Genomic DNA, 19,908 nt, shown 5'->3' on the forward strand with positions numbered 1-19,908 from the left:
CTGTGAGTGCTGTCGAGGTGGAGCCCGCTGTCGCCTCCGAGCTTTTCGGTGATCGGATCGAGCTGGCGAGGCAGTTCACTGCAGCCCTCGCTGAGCATGGAGAAGAGCGAGGGCTGATCGGGCCGCTCGAGCTTCCCCGACTGTGGACGAGGCACGTCCTGAACAGCGTGATCGCTGCGCCGTTGTTCCATGGATCGGTCGCAGACATCGGCTCCGGGGCAGGGCTTCCCGGCATCGTCCTCGCGATCGCGCGACCTGATGTGCAGTGGACGCTCATCGAACCGATGGAGCGTCGCGTGATCTGGCTGAACGAGCAGGTCGATGCGCTGGGTCTCGACAACGTAGAGGTGTTGCGAGCCCGGGCTGAAGAAGCTCGTCGGCCGGAGGGTTTCGATGTTGTGACGGCGCGCGCCGTGAGTGCATTGAATACTCTGATCCCCCTGACCGCTCCGCTCGTTCGAGATGGGGGAGAGCTCGTCCTGCTCAAGGGGATGAACGCTGCGAACGAGATCGACGTTGCGCAGAAGCAGATCAAGAGGTTCCGGCTGTCGGACGTGCGGGTCGAGGTCCTGGGTGAGGGCGTGCTGCCTGAGTCCACTCGGGTCGTGCGGGCCGTGGTGCGCTAGGCGGACACTGCCATTCTGGGCGTGGGGTCTCACGCTTCTCGCGGCGCGATGACATTCCTTGTCCCGCACGGAGCGTGGTCGCTGAGGCTACCTCGTCCATAGCGATGGGTCGGTACAGTTCGTCACTTCGTGCAGTCAATCACTTCAGATCTGATGCGTCCTGCGTTGATACCGAAGGTGTTTCACGTGAAACACGATGCGTAAGGTAACCCTGTAGTCGATAGTTGGGTTCGCGCTGCAAGGCGGAGCAGCGGTACCGCGAATCTTCGCTAGTCCACGGGTCTATCCATTCCCTGTTGTGCGTGCGGTGCGACTGGGAGGCCGTCTTGAGGATGGGTGGCGGACGGGGGACAGCATCCAGCTTTCGGTACCCCCGATCGGTGCGCGGTGCGCGGTGCGCGGTGCGCGGTGCGCGGTGTGCGGTGCGCGGTGCGCGGTGTGGGTGTGCGGTGTGGGTGCGCGTTGTTTCACGTGAAACGCCGTGTTTCGGTAGAGCGCTCATGAAGGGGAGCCGGGAGCTACACACGCTCTCGACGCGTGATTATGCCGCCAGAGACCTGGATGCCAGGTCAAACAAGGGATCCGGGCACGCGTCGTAGGCTGCGTCATCGAAGACTCGAGGCTCTCTGTTTCACGTGAAACATGACCTCCTGTCGCACGTGGCAGGGAGCAGACATCCGAATACCTGGATAGAAGATAAGACACCGCCCGGCCTCGATGTTTCACGTGAAACGATGCCCCCATTCGAGTGGAGGGACACCCTGCGGCGGCTCCTTGAGATGGAGTCAGCGCTGTGGTGCACTGGGTTGTCTTCCGCGTTGGCACCTCCATCAGCGCTCGTGCGGGGAGGTGGAGCGTCATCTGAATCTGGATGGGACCGACTCGGGAGCTGGGCCTGGGCCTGAGGATGGAGCTGGGGCTGGAGCTGGGGCTGGAGCCGGCGCGGGGGTGGGTCTGGGTCTGGGTCTGGGGCTGGGTATGGGCCTGGTCTGGATCCGTGATCCGTGTCTCGAGCCGAGGGCTGGGCCCCGGGGGGCCCGTGGTCTGGAGCCCGGTGGAGCTGGAGCTGGGCCTGGGCCTGAGGATGGGGCTGAAGCTGGGTATGGGCCTGGTCTGGATCCGCGATCTGTGTCTCGAGCCGAGGGCTGGGGGCCGGGGGCCGGGGGGCCCGTGGTCTTGAGCCCGGTGGAGCTGGAGCTGGAGCTGGAGCTGGAGCTGGAGCTGGAGCTGGAGCTGGGGGTGGGGCTGGGGCTGGGACTGGTTCAGGGACTGGAGCTGGCCTCAGTCTGTCGCTGGGGCGGTAGGGGGGGCGGGCCTGGTCGCTAGGCGATACGGGTGTGGGACCGGGGGTGGTCCGGGTCCGGCCTCGACCGGGAGTTGGGTCTGGAACTGGGGGTGTTGCTGTGGTCGCGGTGGTGTGGGTGTGTGGCTGTGTGGCTGCGGCCGTGGCTCTGGGCTGCGCTTTCGCGGGCGTTGGAGCGCAGCCCGCAGGCTGTGGGAGATCGGGCGTCCCGCGTTCAGGCTCGCTCCGACGACCGAGACGAAGGACTGTGTTCCTCAGCCAAGGCGTTGTCTGCGAAGTACAGATCCCTCCGACGGATATGTGAGTCGACCACCACGGCTCGGGGGACATGATGATGTGTGACCCTTAGACACGGCATCGATGTTTCACGTGAAACGCAAGGCACTCTCGACAACTGGGCATGCGCTCCACGACGCGGCGTTGCTCCCGACAGACGCAGCAGAAGTCCCTTCAGCGGTGGAGGAGAGGAGCCTGGTTCCACAGCAACACCAACGCCCCGCCTTCGTGGTGGACTGCTTCGTGTGGCGATCTGCCGGCCATCGCGATACCGGTGAGGTGCCACCAGTGCCCGTGACATCTCCTCGATTCGACCTGACTGGTCGGTTCACGGCGAGACGCAACACTGCTCCCCAGGGAACGGATGGTGCGGGATGGAGCAAAGACTGCACATCTACGCCCACAGGGGAGCGCCTGCGGAATCAGCGACCTGACAGGAGCCACGGGCCCGATCCTCGCGTGGCAGCGCCTAGTACCCAGCGGCCATCCAGAGCATCTTCTCCTGAGGCAGGACGTTCGAGGTGTGGCAGGGGACGATTCCGCTCTGTACCGGTGATGGGGTGGATCCACTCACGCGCGCCAGAGCTCCAAGTCGTGGGCCAGAAAGTGCGTTTCACGTGAAACATGCCTCCATGGCCGTGGATCTCGCATTGGAGTGGCCACTGGACTCCGCTCCGGCAGCCGAAGTATGCTCCCGACGGCGAACTGACGCGGCTCCATGAAGTGTTTCACGTGAAACATCGGTACCGTTGAACAATGGCCCGGGTTCTCATCACAGGAATGTCAGGCGTAGGGAAGTCGAGTGTGGTCGCCCTACTGGGGGAGAGTGGAGTTCCGGCGATCGATACGGACTACGGAAACTGGAAAGCCCGGGATGGCCTGTGGGACGTCGTCCGGCTGACGGCACTACTCGAAGAGCACTCCGATCTCGTGGTGGCGGGGACGGTCGAGAACCAGGGACGCTTCTATGATCGCTTCGATCATGTGGTGCTGCTTTCCGCACCTGAGGCGATCATCCTCGAGCGCGTACAGCGGCGTGTGACGAATCCCTACGGTTCCACGAAGTCGGAGCGAGTCGAGATCCGAGAGAACCTTCGGTCGATCGAGCCGCTTCTACGCCGAGGCGCAACAATCGAGATCGACGCGACGAGGCCGCTCGTCGACGTGGCGGGGGAGATCATGTCGCTCGTGCGTCCATGAATGTTCCACGTGAAACACGGTGCGCAAGACCGCAGATCACGGGCGCTCCACGAAGGGCCGCTCCACAGAGCACGGCCGACAGTAAGCAACGTCCGCCACAGCGATTAGAGTGGAACACGGCCCCGAAAGGAGTGGATGTTTCACGTGAAACAGCCCGAAAAGGCATCACCGAAGGACTCCTTCGGGATGGATACGCCGCTCGCGCGGGAACTCGCGGACCTCTCAGCACGCCGCAGAGTCCTCGAAGCAGTGAACATCGACTTCAGTGGGGACACCCGTATCCTGACGGTCTCGAACCAGAAGGGTGGGGTCGGCAAGACGACCAGCGCGGTCAACGTCGCATCGGCCCTCGCCGGACTCGGCGCGAAGGTCCTTGTGATCGACCTCGACCCCCAGGGAAACGCCTCCACGGCTCTCGGAGTACCGCACAACGCGGAGACACCGAGCGTCTATGACGTCCTGATCGAAGAGGTTCCGCTCGCTGACATCGTGCAGCAGAGCCCCGAGGACGAGAACCTCTTCTGTGCGCCGAGCACGATCCACCTCGCCGGCGCAGAGATCGAGCTCGTGGCTCAGGTCGCACGAGAGCACCGCCTGCGCCGCGCGCTGGAGGAGTACCTGGTCGACAACCCGATGGACTTCGTGATCATCGACTGCCCGCCGTCTCTCGGTCTCCTCACCATCAACGCGTTCACCGCGGCGAACGAGGTCTTCATCCCGATCCAGTGCGAGTACTACGCACTGGAGGGACTGAGCCAGCTTCTCGGCAGCATCCAGATGATCCAGAAGCACCTGAATCCGGGACTTCACCTGTCGACGATCCTCTTGACGATGTTCGATGGCCGTACGCGGCTTGCTCAGCAGGTGGCTGACGAGGTCCGCACCCACTTTCCCGATCAGGTGCTCGACACCGTCATCCCTCGTTCCGTGCGGGTGTCGGAAGCGCCGAGTTTCGGTCAGACCGTGATCGCCTACGATGGGCAATCCGCCGGCGCTGTCGCCTACCGCGAGGCTGCCGTCGAGATCGCGTCGCGCACTGCGGCGCAGAGCAAGGAGAAATGATGGCGAAGCGCACTGGACTGGGCCGGGGCATCGGTGCCCTCATCCCCACCGCTGATCAATCCGAGCGCCCCGTGGATGTGTTCTTCCCCGGCGCGAACCTGCGCCCGGCGACGGAGCAGACGAGCGATCAGCCCGCCGCAGAAGATCTCGAGGTGGTCCCCGGTATCCACCTGATCCAGATCGATCCGCAGAAGATCGTCCCGAACCCCCGGCAGCCGCGCACGCACTTCAATCCCGAGGACCTCGCTGAGCTCGTGCACAGCGTCCGGGAGTTCGGAGTGCTGCAGCCCGTCGTCGTTCGCAAGAACACCGACGGTGAATACGAGCTCATCATGGGGGAGCGGCGTACACGAGCTGCACGCGAGGCGGGCCTGGCGGCGATCCCGGCTGTCGTCCGTGAGACCGCCGACGAAGACCTGCTGCGCGACGCGCTTCTCGAGAACCTGCACCGGTCGGAGCTGAACCCTCTCGAGGAGGCATCCGCCTACCAGCAGCTGCTCGAGGACTTCGGAATCACTCAGGAGGAGCTGGCAACGCGCATCGGTCGCTCCCGCCCGCAGATCAGCAACACGATCCGCCTGCTGAAGCTGCCTGTTCCCGTGCAGCAGCGTGTGGCGGCAGGAGTCCTGACGGCTGGCCACGCCCGTGCGATCCTCAGTCTGGAGACCCCCGAGGCGATGCAGCGCCTCGCTGACAAGGTCGTGAACGAAGACCTCTCGGTGCGCGCGACAGAGGTCGCGGCGAAGACCGAGCCAGCCGCTCCCGGCCGCACGGCGAAGCCCACCCCCGGAGCCCGTCGTGCCTACCTCGACGAGGTCGCCGGAAACCTCGGCGATCGCCTGAACACGCGGGTCAAGGTGTCGCTTGGCGCGCGCAAAGGCCAGGTCATCATTGATTTCGCTTCGATCCAGGACCTGAATCGCATCCTCGAGGAGATCGGGCAATCGGGGTACGGATCGGCGTGATTCCGCCTCTGGGCGACTGAGCAGTCGTAGACTCGCGGCATCGCCACGATGAAGGGGAGACCATGTCCACTGTGCAGAGTCCATCCGGTTTCCAGCGAAAAGTCATAGCGGTCAGCATCGCTGCTGCTCTCGGCGGCTTCCTCTTCGGCTTCGACACCGCCGTCATCAACGGTGCCGTCGACGCCCTGGCGGGGAACGTCTCGGGATTCGACCTCGGTGTGGGACTCAAGGGATTCGCCGTCTCGTCAGCACTCATCGGCTGCGCGGTCGGTGCGTGGTTCGCCGGGCCGATCGCGAACAAACGCGGCCGCATCCCCGTGATGGTGGTGGCCGCGGCGATGTTCCTCGTCTCGGCGATCGGATCGGGACTCGCCTTCAGTGTCGTCGACCTGATCATCTGGCGTGTGATCGGCGGACTCGGTGTCGGTGCAGCATCGGTCATCGCTCCCGCCTACATCGCAGAGGTGTCGCCGGCGAAGATCCGAGGCAGACTCGGATCGCTTCAACAGCTCGCGATCGTCACCGGTATCTTCGCGGCGCTCCTCTCGGACGCGCTTCTCGCCAACATCGCAGGGGCAGCCGATCAGCCGCTGTGGGGTCTCACAGCATGGCGATGGATGTTCATCGTCGAAGCCATCCCCGCGCTGGTCTACGGGATCATGTCGCTGCGCCTTCCGGAATCGCCGCGGTACCTGGTACGCACGGGGGACATCACCCGAGCATCCGAGGTACTGCAGACCGTGACGGGCACCGTCGATGTGGACGCGAAGATCAAGGAGATCACGAGCACGATCGACACGGAGCGCAAGGAGTCGCTGCGCGATCTGAGAGGGAGCCGGCTGGGCCTGAAGCCGATCGTCTGGGTGGGCATCCTGCTGTCGGTGTTCCAGCAGTTCGTCGGGATCAACGTCATCTTCTACTACTCGACGACGCTCTGGCAGTCGGTCGGTTTCGACGAGTCCAGCGCCCTGCTGACATCGGTGATCACTTCGGTGACCAACATCGTCGTGACGATCGTGGCGATCCTCCTCGTCGACAAGGTCGGGCGCCGCATCATGCTGCTCGTGGGGTCGGTGGGCATGACCGTGACACTCGGCCTCATGGCCCTGGCGTTCTCGTTCGGCACCCTTGACGCGGAGGGCGCAGCGACATTGCCCGACCCCTGGGCGACGGTCGCACTCATCTGCGCGAACGGGTTCGTGGTGTTCTTCGGAGCCACCTGGGGCCCGCTCGTCTGGGTGCTTCTGGGAGAGATCTTCCCGAACTCGATCCGCGCCGGAGCGCTCGCGGTCGCTGCGGCGGCGCAGTGGGTGGCCAACTTCTTCATCTCGACGACATTCCCGATCTTCGCCGACATCGGTCTCACGTTCGCCTACGGCTTCTACGCGTTCTTCGCTCTGGTGTCGTTCTTCTTCGTGTACTTCAAGGTGCCGGAGACCAAGGGCAAGGAGCTCGAGGAGATGACCGACGAGCTGAAGGTGGAGCGCCGGGGCACCCGCAAGGCGACGTAGGCTGGAAGCATGACCGAGTCCGTTCCCCGTCGCGCCAGCCTGGAAGTGCTGCGAGCAGAGGCGTCGGACGAACTCGCTGTACTCATTCAGGAGCGTCTTCTCAGCGGAGAGGATCCCTGGGAGTTCATGGAGGAGCTTCCGAGCGTCGACGAGCTCGTCGTCTATCTGCTGCGCGCCGACAACATCACCGCGAACGACGGTGTGCGGCCCAACGCGGCCCGTCATTACCGGGTGCTGCGTCAGATCGCTCTCGAGTACCCCGAGCTCACCCCGGCCGTGTGGGGCCTGCTCGACGAGAAGCAGCGGCACCGCCGCTGGGACCCCACGGTCGCCGACGCGTCCTGAAAGTCCTTCCGCGATGCCGAGGATGCTCGTCACCTACGACCCGGACTGGGCGGATCAGTTCGCGAGCATCGCCTCGGAGATCCACCGTCTGACGGATGGTGATCTGCTGATCGAGCACATCGGCTCGACCGCGATCCCGGGTATGCGGGCCAAGCCCGTCATCGACCTGGCCATCAGGATCCGCGACCTCGATGATTTCGAGGCGCGCTGTCGGCTGCTCGAGGCGGCCGGGTGGCGGCGAGGCAGCGCCGTGCGTACGCATCCCGTCATGATCCGTGAGTCCGGCGGCATCCGTACGGCGATCGCGCACTTCTTCGTCGCGGAGGACTGGGATGCCGTGAACCAGCGCATCCTCAGGGACTGGCTGCTCACGCATCCCGACGACGCAGACAGATACTCCCATGCGAAGTGCGACGCTGTGGCGGCCGCGGCGCGCGGTCGGTCGAGCTACAACGCTGCGAAGACGCCGGTGATCCAGGAGATCGTCGACCGCGCTCGCGCAGCCCGCGGGCTGCCCTCGGTGCCGGTGTACGACAAGTAGGACTGGAAACCGGCGCCGAGCCGATCTGCGGGAAGTGCCCCGAGCTGCGTCGGTTCTCGGCTGGAACGGCCGTGGAACGGGGCAGGGTCCGCGGATCGGGGCGGGACGGGAAGGCGGACGGGACGGACACAGAAAAGGCCGCCACCTCCGAAGAGGTGACGGCCCTGAAGTCCTGATCAGCCGATGAAGGCTGCGAGGTCCTGCTCGAGGGCCGGCTTCGGCTTGGCGCCGATGATGGTCGTCTTGACCTCACCGCCCTGGAACACCTTCATCGCGGGGATGGAGGTGATCTGGTACTTCATCGCCAGCTGCGGGTTCTCGTCCACGTTCAGCTTGAGGATGGTGATCTTGTCGGGGTTGTCCGCCTGGATCTGGTCCAGAACGGGGGCGACCATACGACACGGTCCGCACCACTCGGCCCAGAAGTCCACGAGGACGGGACCTTCGGCCTGCAGAACGTCCTGCTCCCAGGTCGCCTGGCTCGTAGCCTTTGCACTCATCAGAGTTCTCCTTGATTCGAGGTTCGCCTGCTACAACAGCGGGCGAGGTGAAACTGTTCCCGACCGCTCAGGCGGTGATGATCTCGGCGGCTTCGGCAGCCGGGAACTCGACGGAAGCATCCTCGAGATCCGCGAGGAAGTGCTCGGCATCCAGGGCCGCGACCGTGCCGGAGCCGGCTGCGGTGATCGCCTGACGGTAGGTCGGGTCGATGACGTCACCCGCGGCGAACACGCCGGGAACCGAGGTCTTCGACGAGCGGCCGTCGACCCAGATGGTTCCCTCGGCCGTGAGGTCGAGCTTGTCGTGCACGAGGTGCGTGCGCGGGTCGTTGCCGATCGCGATGAACAGACCGTCGAGGGCCAGATCGCTGAGCGTGCCGTCGACCGTGTTGCGCAGCTGGACGCCGGAGACGGAGTCGCCACCGAGGATCTCGGCGACCTCGCTGTTCCACACGAACTCGATCTTCTCGTTCGCGAACGCGCGCTCCTGCATGATCTTCGAGGCGCGCAGGGAGTCCTTGCGGTGGATGACGTAGACCTTCTCGGCGAAGCGGGTGAGGAACGTGGCCTCTTCCATCGCCGAGTCGCCGCCGCCGACGACCGCGATCGTCTTCTCACGGAAGAAGAAGCCGTCGCACGTGGCGCACCACGAGACTCCGTAGCCCGAGAGGCGCTCTTCGCCCTCGATGCCGAGCTTGCGGTACGCCGATCCCGTCGCGTAGATGAGCGACTGGGCCTCGTGCACGGTTCCGCTGCCGAGGGTGACCTTCTTGACGGGGCCGGCGAGATCGAGCTCGGTGACGTCGTCGTAGACGACCTCGGTGCCGAACTTCTCGGCCTGCTCCTGGAACTTGGCCATGAGCTCGGGGCCCTGGAGCCCCTCGGGGAAGCCCGGGTAGTTCTCGACCTCGGTGGTGTTCATCAGCTCTCCGCCGACCTCGACCGTGCTCGCGATGAGCAGCGGCTTGAGGTTCGCGCGCGCCGCGTAGATGGCGGCGGTGAATCCGGCAGGACCGGAACCGATGATGATGACCTGACGCATGTGCTCTCCGTCGTAGATGCTGAGACGCCGAAAGACGTTCGACTGCTTCAACCAATGGTAACCGCGCGACATTCCCGCGCGCGGATGCTCAGCGACCGGGCAGGAAGCGGCGCAGCATGGAGCCGGCGACCTTGAGCTCCGGTGCCCGCAGAAGGGCCAGGATGCCGACGTAGACGACCACGACGGCGACGCCGATGATGCACGTGCCGAGCGCTCCTTGGAGCTTGTCCGCTGTCGTCCAGCCCGTGGGGCCGCCGAGCAGGAGGAAGACACCCCATCCTGCGAAGCCGGCGGGGATGGCGGCGATCGCGAAGCGCAGGATGGCGGTCATCCACGTGCGGATCTGCAGCCCGCCGATCTTGCGGTGCAGAAGCCAGACGGCCACGACGGTCTGGATGGTGCTGGCGAGCGACTGCCCGAGGGCGATGGTGGCTGCGAGGGACGTCACCTCGATGGCGCCGGCGGCGAGCAGCCACTGGGCGCCGAGGGCGCTGACGACGACCAGGGCGCACTGGAAGACCGTGAACCAGAAGGGCGTGCGGGTGTCGCCGTAGGCGTAGAAGGTCCGCTGCACGATGAAGAGGATCGTGAGAGGCACGAGGCACACGAGGAAGCAGACGAGCACGAGCGCGGCTTCGGAGGCGTCGGATGCCTGGTTGGTGAAGACGCGGGATGCCGGGACGGATGCCGCTGCGACGGCCGCGACGGCGACGGCGATGAAGAAGAGCAGCGTTCGGATGCTCTTCGCGATGTCGCCGCGCACCTCCGCATCGCGTCCGGCTGCCGCGTGCTCGCTGATCTGCGTGAAGTACGGCGTTCCGATCGACAGCACGATGATCGAGTACGGGAGCATGAAGATGAGCCATGCGTACTGGAAGGTGGCGACCGAGGCACCCTCGCCCGAGGCCTCGGTGAGGATCTGGGTCTGGACGAGTCCGGCGACGAGACTCGCGAGAGCCATCAGAAAGGTCCAACCGGCGAGCCGACCCACATTGCCCAGGCCCACGCCGCGCCACCGGAAGTCGGGCTTGAGGGCGAGCCCGGTGCGCCTCCAGAACATCAGCAGGATCGCGGCCTGGATCAGGATGCCGAGTGTCGCTGTCCCACCGAGAGCGGCGATCATCTCGGGAGTCCAGTCGGCGACTCGGGTGAGCGGTCCGCCGAACAAGGCTCCGACGATCAGGAAACCGACGATCGAGACCACGTTGTTGACGACCGGCGCCCAGGTGAACGGGCCGAAGATCCGACGGGCGTTGAGTGCCTCACCGAGAAGTGCATACAGCCCGTAGAACAGGATCTGCGGCATGCACCAGTACGCGAATGCCGTCGCGAGGGCGAGGAACTCGGGAGATCCCTCCTTGCCGGCGTAGAGCCACACGAGCCACGGCGACGCGACGGTGGCGATGCCGGTGATCGCGACGAGCACGACGGTGCCGAGGGTGAAGAGCTTGGAGATGAAGGCGTTGCCGCCATCGGCATCGGCCGTCGCCTTCACGATCTGCGGGATGATGACTGCCGTCAGCACGCCCACCGAGATCAGTGAGAACACGTTGTTCGGAAGTTGATTCGCGATCGCGAACGCGTCGGCCGCACCGGCTCCGACAGAGCCGATCACACCCACCAGAACGATCGTGCGCAGCAGACCTGTGACGCGCGAGATGAGGGTTCCTGCGCCGATCAGCGCGCTCGCGCGGCCGAGACTACTCATTCGACTCCTCGACGGTGCCGTTCTCCGTGCCCGCCTCACGGCGGCGACGGCGGACGGTGCGGATGATGCCGAGACCGAGGAGCAGCACGATCAGACCGCCGAAGACGGCGAGACCGATCGTCTCCCACTCGGCTCGCACCGAGACGCGCACCGTCTCGGGCGTGCTGATCGGTACGCCCGTGGGGCTCGAGAGCTCCAGTTTCAGCGCAACCTCGCCACTGCCGACCCTCGCCGAGACGGGAACCTTGACTCGGCTCGTGGTGCCGGGCTGGATCGTCGCCGCGGTCACCGGCTCGACCTCGAGACGAGGATCGCTCGGTTTGACGGAGAGGTTGACGTTCACGGGCCAGGGCAGATCGTTCCGCACCGAGAACGGCAGATCGGCGTTGGCGGAGAGCAGCTGGATGGTGCTCGCCGGCGGGATGTCGACGGCCTCGAGGGTGTCGGTGGTCGCGGTGTTCACGTCGGCGACCGCGTCGTCGAAGGCGTCTTCGGTGAGGCTGACTGCCGTCGCCCGCATGATCTGGATGCGCTTGGGGCTCAGCAGCAGCTGGGGGTCGTCGAGGATCGTTGCGAACTCTCCGAGCCCGACCTCGCTGTCGAGCATCCGCTGCAGTGCCGTGGCGCGGGTCGCGTCCGGTTCGGTGGTGAGCGCGGCGGAGACGGCGGGGGTGGCCAGCAGCTCCGCGAGTCCGAAGCCGAGGGTGTCGAACGAGGTGATCGTCTCGTGGAGCGCGTCGGCCGTGCGGGTCTCGTCACGGTCGAGTCCGACGAGAAGAGGGGCGGTCGGATTCGTCTGCGCGGAGAGCGCGAGGTGGGCGCTCGCCTCGGCGAGCGATCGCTGACGAGCGGCCTCGTCGTCTTCCGCTGCCGCGTCGGACAGGGCGGCGGATGCTGCCGCATCAGTGACGAGCGCCGTGTGCTCGCCCACAGTGGCATGGGCGTCGTCTGCTCCACCGACCGCAGTCGACGACAGGACCGTGATGGCCGCGCCGCCCATGTACGCGGAGAAGGCGTCGAGGTCGTCGGTCGAGGCATCGCTGCGCGGCCACAGGATGCCGGGGGAGGCGCCCTCGATGACGGCGAGGTCTGCGTCATCCGGCAGCTCAGGGCCGTCGGTGGGCGCCGGGGTCGGCGCGGGAGTCGCGGTCGGCGTCGCGGCGGGGGTCTCGTCCGGGAGCATGAGGAAGTTGCTCGGGGTGAGGAACGGCGCGAGCGTCGTCGGCTGCAGGAGCTCGGGGAGGGCGGCCTGGGCCTGCGTGGTGGCATCCGCGTCGCCGAACTGCAGCGCGAAGCGCTCGTTCGGGAGCGCGTCGAGCTGACGCAGCCATTCGCGTGCGCTCTGAGGCGCCGCGGTCCCGAGGGCCCTGATCGCCGCAGGGATCGACGGATCGATCGCCAGGATGGCCGAAGTGCCGCGGACCCCCTCGAGCGCCGCAGTGAGTGCGCCGTCCGCAGCGGTGAGGGCGGTGAGCTCTTCGGCTGTCAGAAGCGCACCGCCGACCGGGGTCGCGGTGATCGGCACCATCAGCGCGACGGGCGGGTTCTCGGCAGCCGTGATGACGAGGACGCTCGTCGACGTCACGGACGCGGCAGCATCCTGAGCATCGGTCTGCGCCCCGCTGAGCGTCGCACGCAGCGCGTAGACGCCGGGTGCGAGGTCGCCGAGGGCCTCGGGCGGGATCATGAGACTCGTCGTCACCGATGCTTCGGCGTCGACCGGCGCGGTGAGGTCTGCGCCGAGCTGGTCGAATCCTCCGGGGGCCTCCGAGTCGTCCAGCCACGTCGTGACTGCGGCGTCGTCGGCCAGGGGAGTTCGGTTGATCTCGACGGATACGCGTCCGGCCGAGAGAGCCGACTTCGCGTCGTTCTGCACCGTCAGAGATGCCGTCGTCGCGCTGCCGGGCGAGACGGTGCCCCGCACGCCCGCAGACAGGAGCAGCTCGACCGCGGGGGCGTCGTCTGTCTCGGGGTCGCTGGCCGCGAACGCGCTTCCCGCGCCCATGCCGCACATGCCGAGAACGATCGCCGAGATGACGGATCCGCATGCCAGGCGCTGCAGGCGCGGGCGGAGGCCGTTCTCGGGGGTGGTCGCGGTCATGAGAGTCTTCCTCGGACGCCGGTGATCTCAGGCGTCCGGCGAGTGCTGACCTTGTGATTCTAGGCGGCTGGCTGAATGAGAACCCTGAACACGCGTAGAGTGACGGCCGTGTCCGCCACACTCACGCCCGTTCCCGACCCGCTTCACAGCTCCGCGCTCGCCGCAGATCTCGACGCCGCCGACCTGCGCTCGGAGCCGCTGCGTCGCCTGTGGGGAGAGGAAGAGGACGACGCCCTGGCCCGAGGAATGCGCGAACCCATCCTGCGCGCGATCGCCGGCGACGACGGTGTGCTCGCGACACTCGGTCGACTTCTGGTGCTCGGAATGGCGCAGCCCCATGCCCCGGTGGCCGCTGCGCTGCCGCGGGTCGGCGTCGATGGCCTGGTCGCGCTCGGCCTGGCGCGGATCGACGGCGATGCGGTCGTTCCCACCGCGATTCTTCGGCCGCAGTCATTCGTCGATTCCGACGGCATCGGCGAGTGGTGGATCGCCAGCGATCTCGACGAGGTGGCGCTCGACGGTGCGCTTCCCGCCGACCACGTGCTCGGAGTGGGCGGGGCATCTCGTACCCTCGCCGAGACCATCATGCCGATCGAGGTCGACCGAGCCCTCGATCTCGGCACCGGATGCGGCATCCAGGCGCTTCTCGTCGCTCGCCATGCCGGCGCGGTCGTCGCCACCGACATCTCGGCACGGGCGCTCGCATACGCCGAGTTGAACGCCCGGCTCAACGGCGTCTCGAACATCGAGTTCCGTCTCGGCAGCATGTTCGAGCCGGTCGAGGGGGAGGCCTTCGATCTGATCGTGTCGAACCCTCCCTTCGTGATCACCCCCCGGGCCGAGGGCGTGCCCGAGTACGAGTACCGCGACGGCGGCCTCGTGGGTGACGCGCTCGTCGAGCAGTTCCTGTGCGCTGCTCCGTCGTTCCTCACCCCTGGCGGAGTCGCCCAGCTGCTCGGCAATTGGGAGTCGCGCGGGGCGCAGCGCGAGCTGACCGGCCGGGTCGGCCTCGATCGACTCTCGTCCTGGGTGCCCGGTGACCTCGACCTGTGGGTGATCCAGCGCGAGGAGCTGTCTCCGCTCGGCTATGCGGAGCTGTGGATCCGCGACGGCGGCACGACCCCGCGCGACGCCGCGTTCACCCCGCTGCTCACCGCGTGGCTCGACGACTTCGCCGCGCGCGGCGTCACTGCCGTCGGCTTCGGCTACATCTTGGTGCGGCGGCCGGCAGCATCCGGGCACGGCGCACCGCTGCGTCGTCTCGAGCGCCTGTCGCAGCCCGTGTCGAACGTCGGCGCGGCGCTGCGCTCGGGGCTCGCCGCCCATGACCTGCTCGTCGACGGTCTGCCGTCGACCCTCTTCACGGCCCCCGACGTCACCGAGGCTCGTCACCTGCTTCCGGGCAACGACGATCCCAGCATCATCGAGCTCCGTCAGGGCGGCGGGTTCGCCCGCACGATCACGGTCGACCCCGCGGTCGCCGCGTTCGTCGGCGCGTGCGACGGAGACCTGACCGTCATGCAGATCGTCGCGGCACTGGCCGACCTGTTCGAGGTGCCGCTCGTCGACCTGTGGGCCGACCTCGAACCGCGCATCCGCCAGCTCGTGCTCGACGGTCTGCTGACAGCGAGCCAATGATGCAGGAATACGTGACCGCATCTATGCGTTCGAATACACCATGAAGGCTTTCGGATTCCTCTCGTTCGGGCACTATGCCGACGTGCCCGGTTCGGCGACCCGCACTGCGGGAGACATGCTGAAGCAGACCATCGAGATCGCAGAGGGCGCCGACGAGATCGGCGTCAACGGGGCATCCGTGCGCGTGCACCACTGGGCGCGTCAGGCCGCGTCTCCGATGCCGCTGCTGTCGGCCATGGCCGCACGCACGAAGCGCATCGAGGTCGGCACCGGCGTCATCGACATGCGGTACGAGAATCCGTTCCAGTTCGCCGAAGAGGCGGCGGCTCTCGACCTGATCGCCGACGGGCGGATCGCCCTCGGAGTGAGCCGTGGTTCACCCGAGACGGCGCTGCGCGGCTACGAGACCTTCGGCTTCCACGACGAGGAGGACCCCGAGCGCGGCAGCGTCATCGCTCGCGAGAAGTTCGACCTCTTCCTCCGCGCCATCGACGGAGAGGGCCTCGCTCCCGGCGACCCCCGCATGGTCGGTGCAGGGCGCTACCTCGCGATCGAACCGCAGTCGCCCACGCTCCGCGACCACATCTGGTGGGGCTCGGGTTCTCGTGCCACGGCCGAGGAGACCGGGCGCAAGGGGCTCAACCTGATGAGCTCGACGCTTCTCACCGAGGCGACCGGCGTGCCGTTCCACCAGCTGCAGCGCGAGCAGATCGATCTGTTCCGCAGCGCCTACAAGGAGGCGGGGCACACGGGTACGCCCCGCGTCTCGGTCAGCCGCAGTGTCTTCCCGCTGGTGTCCGACATGGACAGGGCGTACTTCGGCCTGCGCAGCGAGGAGAACGCCGACCAGATCGGCATCATCGACGGCTACCGCTCGACGTTCGGCAAGACCTATGCGGCCGAACCCGACGTGCTGATCCAGCAGCTGCTCGCGGACGAGGCGGTCATGTCGGCCGACACCCTGCTGCTGACCATCCCGAACCAGCTCGGCCCCGAGTACAACCTGCATGTGCTCGAGTCGTTCGCGACCCACGTCGCCCCGGCGCTCGGCTGGAAGTCGAACACCGAGGGTCCCGTGCAGGGAGATCCGTTCTGAAAACCGGACCTTGACGAGGGACGGAGAAGGGGCGGATGCTGCGCGCATCCGCCCCTTCTCCATGCCTCGCCGCACCCATCTCCGACGCTCGCCGATCTCGCAATATGCCGATACGCTGGCCGCATGCGTGGGACAAAGGGCGGAATCCTTGCAGGAGCGATCGTGCTCGTCGCGGCGCTCGTCGGTGCGATTCCGGCTGCGGCCGCCACCACGACCGCCTGGGCGACCTGGCAGCCCCTGACCGGCACCGGCGGCGCATACACGACCACCGTGCAGGTCGCGGCGCAGCCCGCCATCACCGCGACGATGACGAGCGACTCCCGCGCCGGACAGGCCGCTGTCATCTCGGGCGCGACCAACTGGCTCGCGCAGGGCACCCCTGTCGGAGCGAAGTACGGCTCGAGCATCAATCAGTCGTACGTGAACCTGCGGCCGAAGGCCGACAACGCCGCCAGCCCGTCGACGACCACCTATTCGTTCGCGAATCCCACGCCCGCCTCCGGCTGGACCTTCGTGCTCGGCGACATCGACGCCGACTCGGTGCGCATCCAGGCGGTCGGCGCGAACGGGCAGGCGCTGACCGCGGCGCAGCTCGGATTCCAGGGCGGCTTCAACTACTGCGCGCCCGGAGTCACGGGCAAGCCCTCGTGCACCGGCGACGCGGCGGACGTGCCCACCTGGGACGCCACGACCCAGACTCTCACCGGCAACGCCGCCGCGCTCGACACGAGCGGTGCGGCCGCCTGGTTCGAGCCGAACGTGCCGATCACCTCTCTCACCTTCTCGTTCACGCGCCGCTCCGGGTTCCCGGTGTACCAGACCTGGTTCGCCTCGATCGCGCGTGACATCACCGGTGTGGTCTCCGATGTCACCGAGGTCCCGCAGTCGCTGCCGGGTGCGACCCTCACGCTCACCGACGCGAACGGCGACGTCGTCGCGACCACGACCAGCGGCGCGGATGGCAGCTACTCGTTCCCCGGGATCGTCGCGACGGCCGGATACACGGTGCGCGTGACGGCTCCTGCGGGCATGATCCCCGAGGGCGCGACATCGGCGGCTGTGGATCTCACGACCGCCGACGGCGTCGCCGACTTCACCGTGCGGGACATCATCCCCGTGGCCGTCTCCGGACGAGTCGTCGACGACGACGGCAACCCGGTGCCCGGCGCAACCGTAACGGTCGACGGAGCTCAGACCACGACGACGGATGCTCAGGGCAACTACCTCTTCGACGAGGTCGCAGTCGGTGCTCACACCGTCGTCGTCACCCCGCCGCCCGGCTACAGCACGACGGATCCCACGGAACCCCTGGTCGTGCCGGAGGGCAGCGAGGTGCCGATCAGCCTCGCGGACTTCGTGCTCGCCGAGAATCCCGACCTGACCGGCGCTGTGCGCGCGAACGGAGCGGGAGTCGCGGGCGTCACCGTGACTGCGGCCGGCCCTGGCGGGACGACACTCACGACCGTGACCGGAGCCGACGGCAGCTACTCATTCCCGCGCCTTCCCTCGGGCGACTACGAGATCACGATCACGACGCCCGAGGGCTACGTGGCCGCGGGAGCGACCTCGCAGAGTGAGACCGTCGCGACAGCGGATGTGGCGGATGTCGACTTCGACCTGGCCAGGCTCGGAGGGCTCGCGGGTGTCGTGCGCACCGACGGTGGCGCTCCGGTCGCCGGCGCGACCATCACCCTCACTACCGACGAGGGAGACCAGCAGCTGGTCACGGATGCCGACGGCGCGTTCGGTGTCGGCGACCTGCCGCCCGGCACCTACACGCTGACGATCACGGCACCGGCGGGCAGCACCATCGTGGGCCCGGCGACGCTCACGGTCGAGGTCACGGCCGCGGGCGAGACCTTCGTCGATCAGGACTTCACCCTCGCCGCGATCATCGTCACCCCGACCGATCCCCCGACCACGACGCCGACGCCCTCCACGCCTCCGAGCACCGGTGGCGGCCGCCTGCCCGGCACGGGGCTCGGACCGGAGACGTTCACGTGGGCCGCAGTGGGCGGAGCCGTGCTCGCGCTCGGGGCAGTGCTGTTCCTCGTCTCGCGTCGCCGCTCGCACCGCGACTGACCCAGCGTCCGACTGACCAGGTCGGTCCGGAGGGTCGGCAAGACGGCATCCCGACCCTCCGCCCTCAGGAGCCCTTCGCCGGGCCGAAGAGCTCGTCGCCGTGCTCGTGCAGCAGTCGGTAGGCATCGGCGAACGTCTCGGGTTCCGGTTCGTCGGGCTTGCCGTACTTGGCGATGAGCAGCCCGAGCAGACCTCGGGCGGGCGGGGTGAGCGGCTTCATCTGATCTGCTTCCCCCGGCTTCGGCTCGCGTTCCTCGGGGTTCGGCGGGGTGTAGGCGGGCGTCGTGACGGGCCAGTCGGCCGGATGGCGAGGCTTGTCGAGGTTCACGGCGGTGAAGAGCGTGTTCGCCGACTGGTCTCGGTCGTTCAGCGGCTTCAGGCCGTGCAGGCGTGAGAGGGTCGCGGTGACCGAGCCGTGGTGCATCTCATCGTGCACGATCGTGCCGCGCTTCGTGTAGGCCGAGATCGCGATGGCGGGCACCCGGCATCCGAGCCGGTCGAAGGTGAACCCCATCTCGCCGGCCACCGTGTCCTTCGTCGGCTTCGTGGCGGCGGGTGGCGGCACGTGGTCGTAGCATCCGCCGTGCTCGTCGAACGTGATGAGCAGCAGTGTGTTGACCGCGTTCGAGCCCTTCGGTGACGCGCTGGTGCGGACGGCCTCGTAGATGTCGTGGATGAGCCGGTCTCCGGCCCTGACATCGGAGATCGCGCTGTCGTACACGGCTTCGCCGTCGACCGCGCTCTCACGAGGAGACCCGAAGGGCGGGTGGAAGTCGTTGTGGTCATAGACCATGCGCGGCTCGATGAACGCGTAGGCCGGCAGAGCGCCGTTCTTCGCATCAGCGTAGAAGTCCTCCATGGTGCCGAAGTGGTCGGTGCGCCAGTACTTCTCGAGCACGGCGGCATGCAGCATCCCGGTGAACGAGACGAGCTGCAGCTTGTCGATGTAGACCTTCCAGCTGACCTTCTCGTCTTCGAGGCGGTTGAACACGGTGGGCGCGGCCGGGGCGTCGAGCCACTTGCGGTAGCCGCCCCCCGCCTGGTTGGTGACGAAGCCGTGCGAGGTCGACGCGTGGAAGAACGATCGGTTGCAGAACGTCTGCGACGGCACCCCCGCGTACCAGTGATCGAACACCGCGAACTCCGATGCGAGCGTGGACAGCACCGGAAGCATCGCCGGCGAGAACGAGCCCATGATGTGGGCCGCCTCCTCGGGCTGGGGCTCTGTGCCCTTGCGCAGGCGACGGAAGTTGATGATGTAGTCCTCGAGGAACCCCGACATCGTCGCCTTCTCGCCGTGGGTCGGGGCGTTGAAGGGGGCCGTCATCTGGTCGACGAAGAGATCGGCGTTGTCCTTCGGGTCGACGGTGCCGAAGATCTGCGTGTTGACGTGCGGATACTCCTCGCCGGGGTCCGGGTCGGGCAGGCTCATGATCCGGTCGGTGTCTCCGGTGTAGATGTGGGCGTCGACGACCGTTCCGTCGGATGCGGTGTTGCTGTGCGTGCCGAAAGCGAGACCCTCGAACTTCTCGCCCGCCGGCAGCGTGTCCTTCGAGTACAGATATCCGAGCAGGTTGTCGAAGGAGCGGTTCTCGCCCATCACCACGACGAGGTGGTCGAAGCCGGGCTCGCTGCGCGGCGTGAGTGCGGCGAAGGGGTCGGGGTCGGACGCGAACCCGCTGCGATGGTTGCCCATGTTCGCGCCGATCGCGGCACCGGCGGCACCGCCGACCACGACGCCTGCGAGAGCGGCGCCGCCCATCTTGAGGAACCCGCGCCGGGACGTGTCCGGTGCGGCGGGGGAGGAGTCGTGCTCTTCTGAGGCCACGTTGCCGATCCTAGGACGGGGACGGTGTCGGGCGCACTGGGGTGGGATACCGGAATGCCGGTTGGTGGGACAGGCGACGATGGG

General features: G+C 67.1%; 15 protein-coding genes and 1 tRNA gene. 11 read left to right on the plus strand and 5 right to left on the minus strand.

Annotated features, from left to right (window positions below; all coding sequences use genetic code 11):
- Positions 1 to 2: 2 nt before the first annotated feature.
- The 7 genes from rsmG to ACQ4LY_RS05255 all read left to right on the plus strand — a co-directional run bounded on the left by rsmG (position 3) and on the right by ACQ4LY_RS05255 (position 7,829).
- On the plus strand, positions 3 to 626 hold the full coding sequence (gene rsmG / locus ACQ4LY_RS05225; RefSeq protein ID WP_431074965.1) for a 16S rRNA (guanine(527)-N(7))-methyltransferase RsmG: 624 nt from the start codon (positions 3 to 5) through the stop codon (positions 624 to 626).
- Between the two features lie 2,335 nt (positions 627 to 2,961).
- Complete coding sequence (locus ACQ4LY_RS05230) at positions 2,962 to 3,405, plus strand: AAA family ATPase (protein WP_431074966.1); 444 nt, start codon at positions 2,962 to 2,964, stop codon at positions 3,403 to 3,405.
- 186 nt (positions 3,406 to 3,591) lie between these two features.
- Complete coding sequence (locus ACQ4LY_RS05235) at positions 3,592 to 4,467, plus strand: ParA family protein (protein ID WP_431074967.1); 876 nt, start codon at positions 3,592 to 3,594, stop codon at positions 4,465 to 4,467.
- A complete protein-coding gene (locus tag ACQ4LY_RS05240) occupies positions 4,467 to 5,432 on the plus strand; it encodes a ParB/RepB/Spo0J family partition protein (protein ID WP_431074968.1) in 966 nt (321 codons plus the stop codon). Before ACQ4LY_RS05235 ends, ACQ4LY_RS05240 begins: the two co-directional genes overlap by 1 nt.
- Before the next feature lie 62 nt (positions 5,433 to 5,494).
- On the plus strand, positions 5,495 to 6,943 hold the full coding sequence (locus tag ACQ4LY_RS05245; protein WP_431074969.1) for a sugar porter family MFS transporter: 1,449 nt from the start codon (positions 5,495 to 5,497) through the stop codon (positions 6,941 to 6,943).
- Positions 6,944 to 6,952: 9 nt separating this feature from the next.
- The gene (locus tag ACQ4LY_RS05250) at positions 6,953 to 7,288 is read left to right on the plus strand and encodes a tryptophan synthase subunit alpha (RefSeq protein ID WP_341955899.1); all 336 of its coding nucleotides are present in this window, start codon (positions 6,953 to 6,955) and stop codon (positions 7,286 to 7,288) included.
- 13 nt (positions 7,289 to 7,301) lie between these two features.
- Positions 7,302 to 7,829, plus strand: a complete 528-nt coding sequence (locus ACQ4LY_RS05255; protein WP_431074970.1) for a GrpB family protein — start codon at positions 7,302 to 7,304, stop codon at positions 7,827 to 7,829.
- Positions 7,830 to 8,005: 176 nt separating this feature from the next.
- On the opposite strand, the gene trxA is transcribed toward ACQ4LY_RS05255, so the two are convergent.
- From trxA to ACQ4LY_RS05275, 4 genes are all read right to left on the minus strand, one after another.
- A complete protein-coding gene (gene trxA, locus ACQ4LY_RS05260; protein ID WP_042541543.1) occupies positions 8,006 to 8,329 on the minus strand; it encodes a thioredoxin in 324 nt (107 codons plus the stop codon).
- Positions 8,330 to 8,396: 67 nt separating this feature from the next.
- Complete coding sequence (gene trxB, locus ACQ4LY_RS05265) at positions 8,397 to 9,371, minus strand: thioredoxin-disulfide reductase (RefSeq protein ID WP_431074971.1); 975 nt, start codon at positions 9,369 to 9,371, stop codon at positions 8,397 to 8,399.
- Between the two features lie 88 nt (positions 9,372 to 9,459).
- Positions 9,460 to 11,079 carry a murein biosynthesis integral membrane protein MurJ gene (gene murJ, locus ACQ4LY_RS05270; protein ID WP_431074972.1) on the minus strand — a complete coding sequence of 540 codons (1,620 nt, stop codon included), beginning with the start codon at positions 11,077 to 11,079 and terminating at the stop codon, positions 9,460 to 9,462.
- Positions 11,072 to 13,180, minus strand: a complete 2,109-nt coding sequence (locus ACQ4LY_RS05275; RefSeq protein ID WP_431074973.1) for a DUF6049 family protein — start codon at positions 13,178 to 13,180, stop codon at positions 11,072 to 11,074. The genes murJ and ACQ4LY_RS05275 overlap by 8 nt, the downstream gene beginning before the upstream one ends.
- A 75-nt stretch (positions 13,181 to 13,255) precedes the next feature.
- On the opposite strand from ACQ4LY_RS05275, the gene ACQ4LY_RS05280 reads away from it, so the two are divergent.
- The 4 genes from ACQ4LY_RS05280 (at position 13,256) to ACQ4LY_RS05295 (ending at position 17,996) form a co-directional block, all read left to right on the plus strand.
- Positions 13,256 to 14,818: a class I SAM-dependent methyltransferase gene (locus tag ACQ4LY_RS05280; protein ID WP_431074974.1), complete on the plus strand. Its 1,563-nt coding sequence runs from the start codon at positions 13,256 to 13,258 to the stop codon at positions 14,816 to 14,818.
- Between the two features lie 40 nt (positions 14,819 to 14,858).
- On the plus strand, positions 14,859 to 15,914 hold the full coding sequence (locus ACQ4LY_RS05285; RefSeq protein ID WP_431074975.1) for an LLM class flavin-dependent oxidoreductase: 1,056 nt from the start codon (positions 14,859 to 14,861) through the stop codon (positions 15,912 to 15,914).
- A gap of 117 nt (positions 15,915 to 16,031) precedes the next feature.
- Positions 16,032 to 16,122: transfer RNA gene (locus tag ACQ4LY_RS05290), tRNA-OTHER, on the plus strand.
- Between the two features lie 62 nt (positions 16,123 to 16,184).
- Positions 16,185 to 17,996 carry an MSCRAMM family protein gene (locus ACQ4LY_RS05295; RefSeq protein WP_431074976.1) on the plus strand — a complete coding sequence of 604 codons (1,812 nt, stop codon included), beginning with the start codon at positions 16,185 to 16,187 and terminating at the stop codon, positions 17,994 to 17,996.
- Positions 17,997 to 18,060: 64 nt separating this feature from the next.
- Here the strand turns inward: ACQ4LY_RS05295 and ACQ4LY_RS05300 are convergent, their stop codons facing one another.
- Positions 18,061 to 19,824 (minus strand): alkaline phosphatase family protein, encoded by a 1,764-nt coding sequence (locus ACQ4LY_RS05300; protein WP_431074977.1) that lies wholly within the window; start codon positions 19,822 to 19,824, stop codon positions 18,061 to 18,063.
- Positions 19,825 to 19,908: the final 84 nt, after the last annotated feature.

This window comes from Microbacterium phyllosphaerae (assembly GCF_050628115.1).
Classification (GTDB): Bacteria; Actinomycetota; Actinomycetes; order Actinomycetales; family Microbacteriaceae; genus Microbacterium; species Microbacterium phyllosphaerae_A.

Coding starts and splice junctions, on each gene's coding strand:
- ACQ4LY_RS05230 (WP_431074966.1), top strand. CDS start 2,962: ATGGCCCGGGTTCTCATCACAGGAATGTCAGGCGTAGGGAAGTCGAGT.
- ACQ4LY_RS05285 (WP_431074975.1), top strand. CDS start 14,859: ATGAAGGCTTTCGGATTCCTCTCGTTCGGGCACTATGCCGACGTGCCC.
- trxA (WP_042541543.1), bottom strand. CDS start 8,329: ATGAGTGCAAAGGCTACGAGCCAGGCGACCTGGGAGCAGGACGTTCTG.
- murJ (WP_431074972.1), bottom strand. CDS start 11,079: ATGAGTAGTCTCGGCCGCGCGAGCGCGCTGATCGGCGCAGGAACCCTC.
- ACQ4LY_RS05240 (WP_431074968.1), top strand. CDS start 4,467: ATGGCGAAGCGCACTGGACTGGGCCGGGGCATCGGTGCCCTCATCCCC.
- ACQ4LY_RS05255 (WP_431074970.1), top strand. CDS start 7,302: ATGCCGAGGATGCTCGTCACCTACGACCCGGACTGGGCGGATCAGTTC.
- trxB (WP_431074971.1), bottom strand. CDS start 9,371: ATGCGTCAGGTCATCATCATCGGTTCCGGTCCTGCCGGATTCACCGCC.
- ACQ4LY_RS05250 (WP_341955899.1), top strand. CDS start 6,953: ATGACCGAGTCCGTTCCCCGTCGCGCCAGCCTGGAAGTGCTGCGAGCA.
- ACQ4LY_RS05245 (WP_431074969.1), top strand. CDS start 5,495: ATGTCCACTGTGCAGAGTCCATCCGGTTTCCAGCGAAAAGTCATAGCG.
- ACQ4LY_RS05275 (WP_431074973.1), bottom strand. CDS start 13,180: ATGACCGCGACCACCCCCGAGAACGGCCTCCGCCCGCGCCTGCAGCGC.
- ACQ4LY_RS05280 (WP_431074974.1), top strand. CDS start 13,256: ATGAGAACCCTGAACACGCGTAGAGTGACGGCCGTGTCCGCCACACTC.
- ACQ4LY_RS05235 (WP_431074967.1), top strand. CDS start 3,592: ATGGATACGCCGCTCGCGCGGGAACTCGCGGACCTCTCAGCACGCCGC.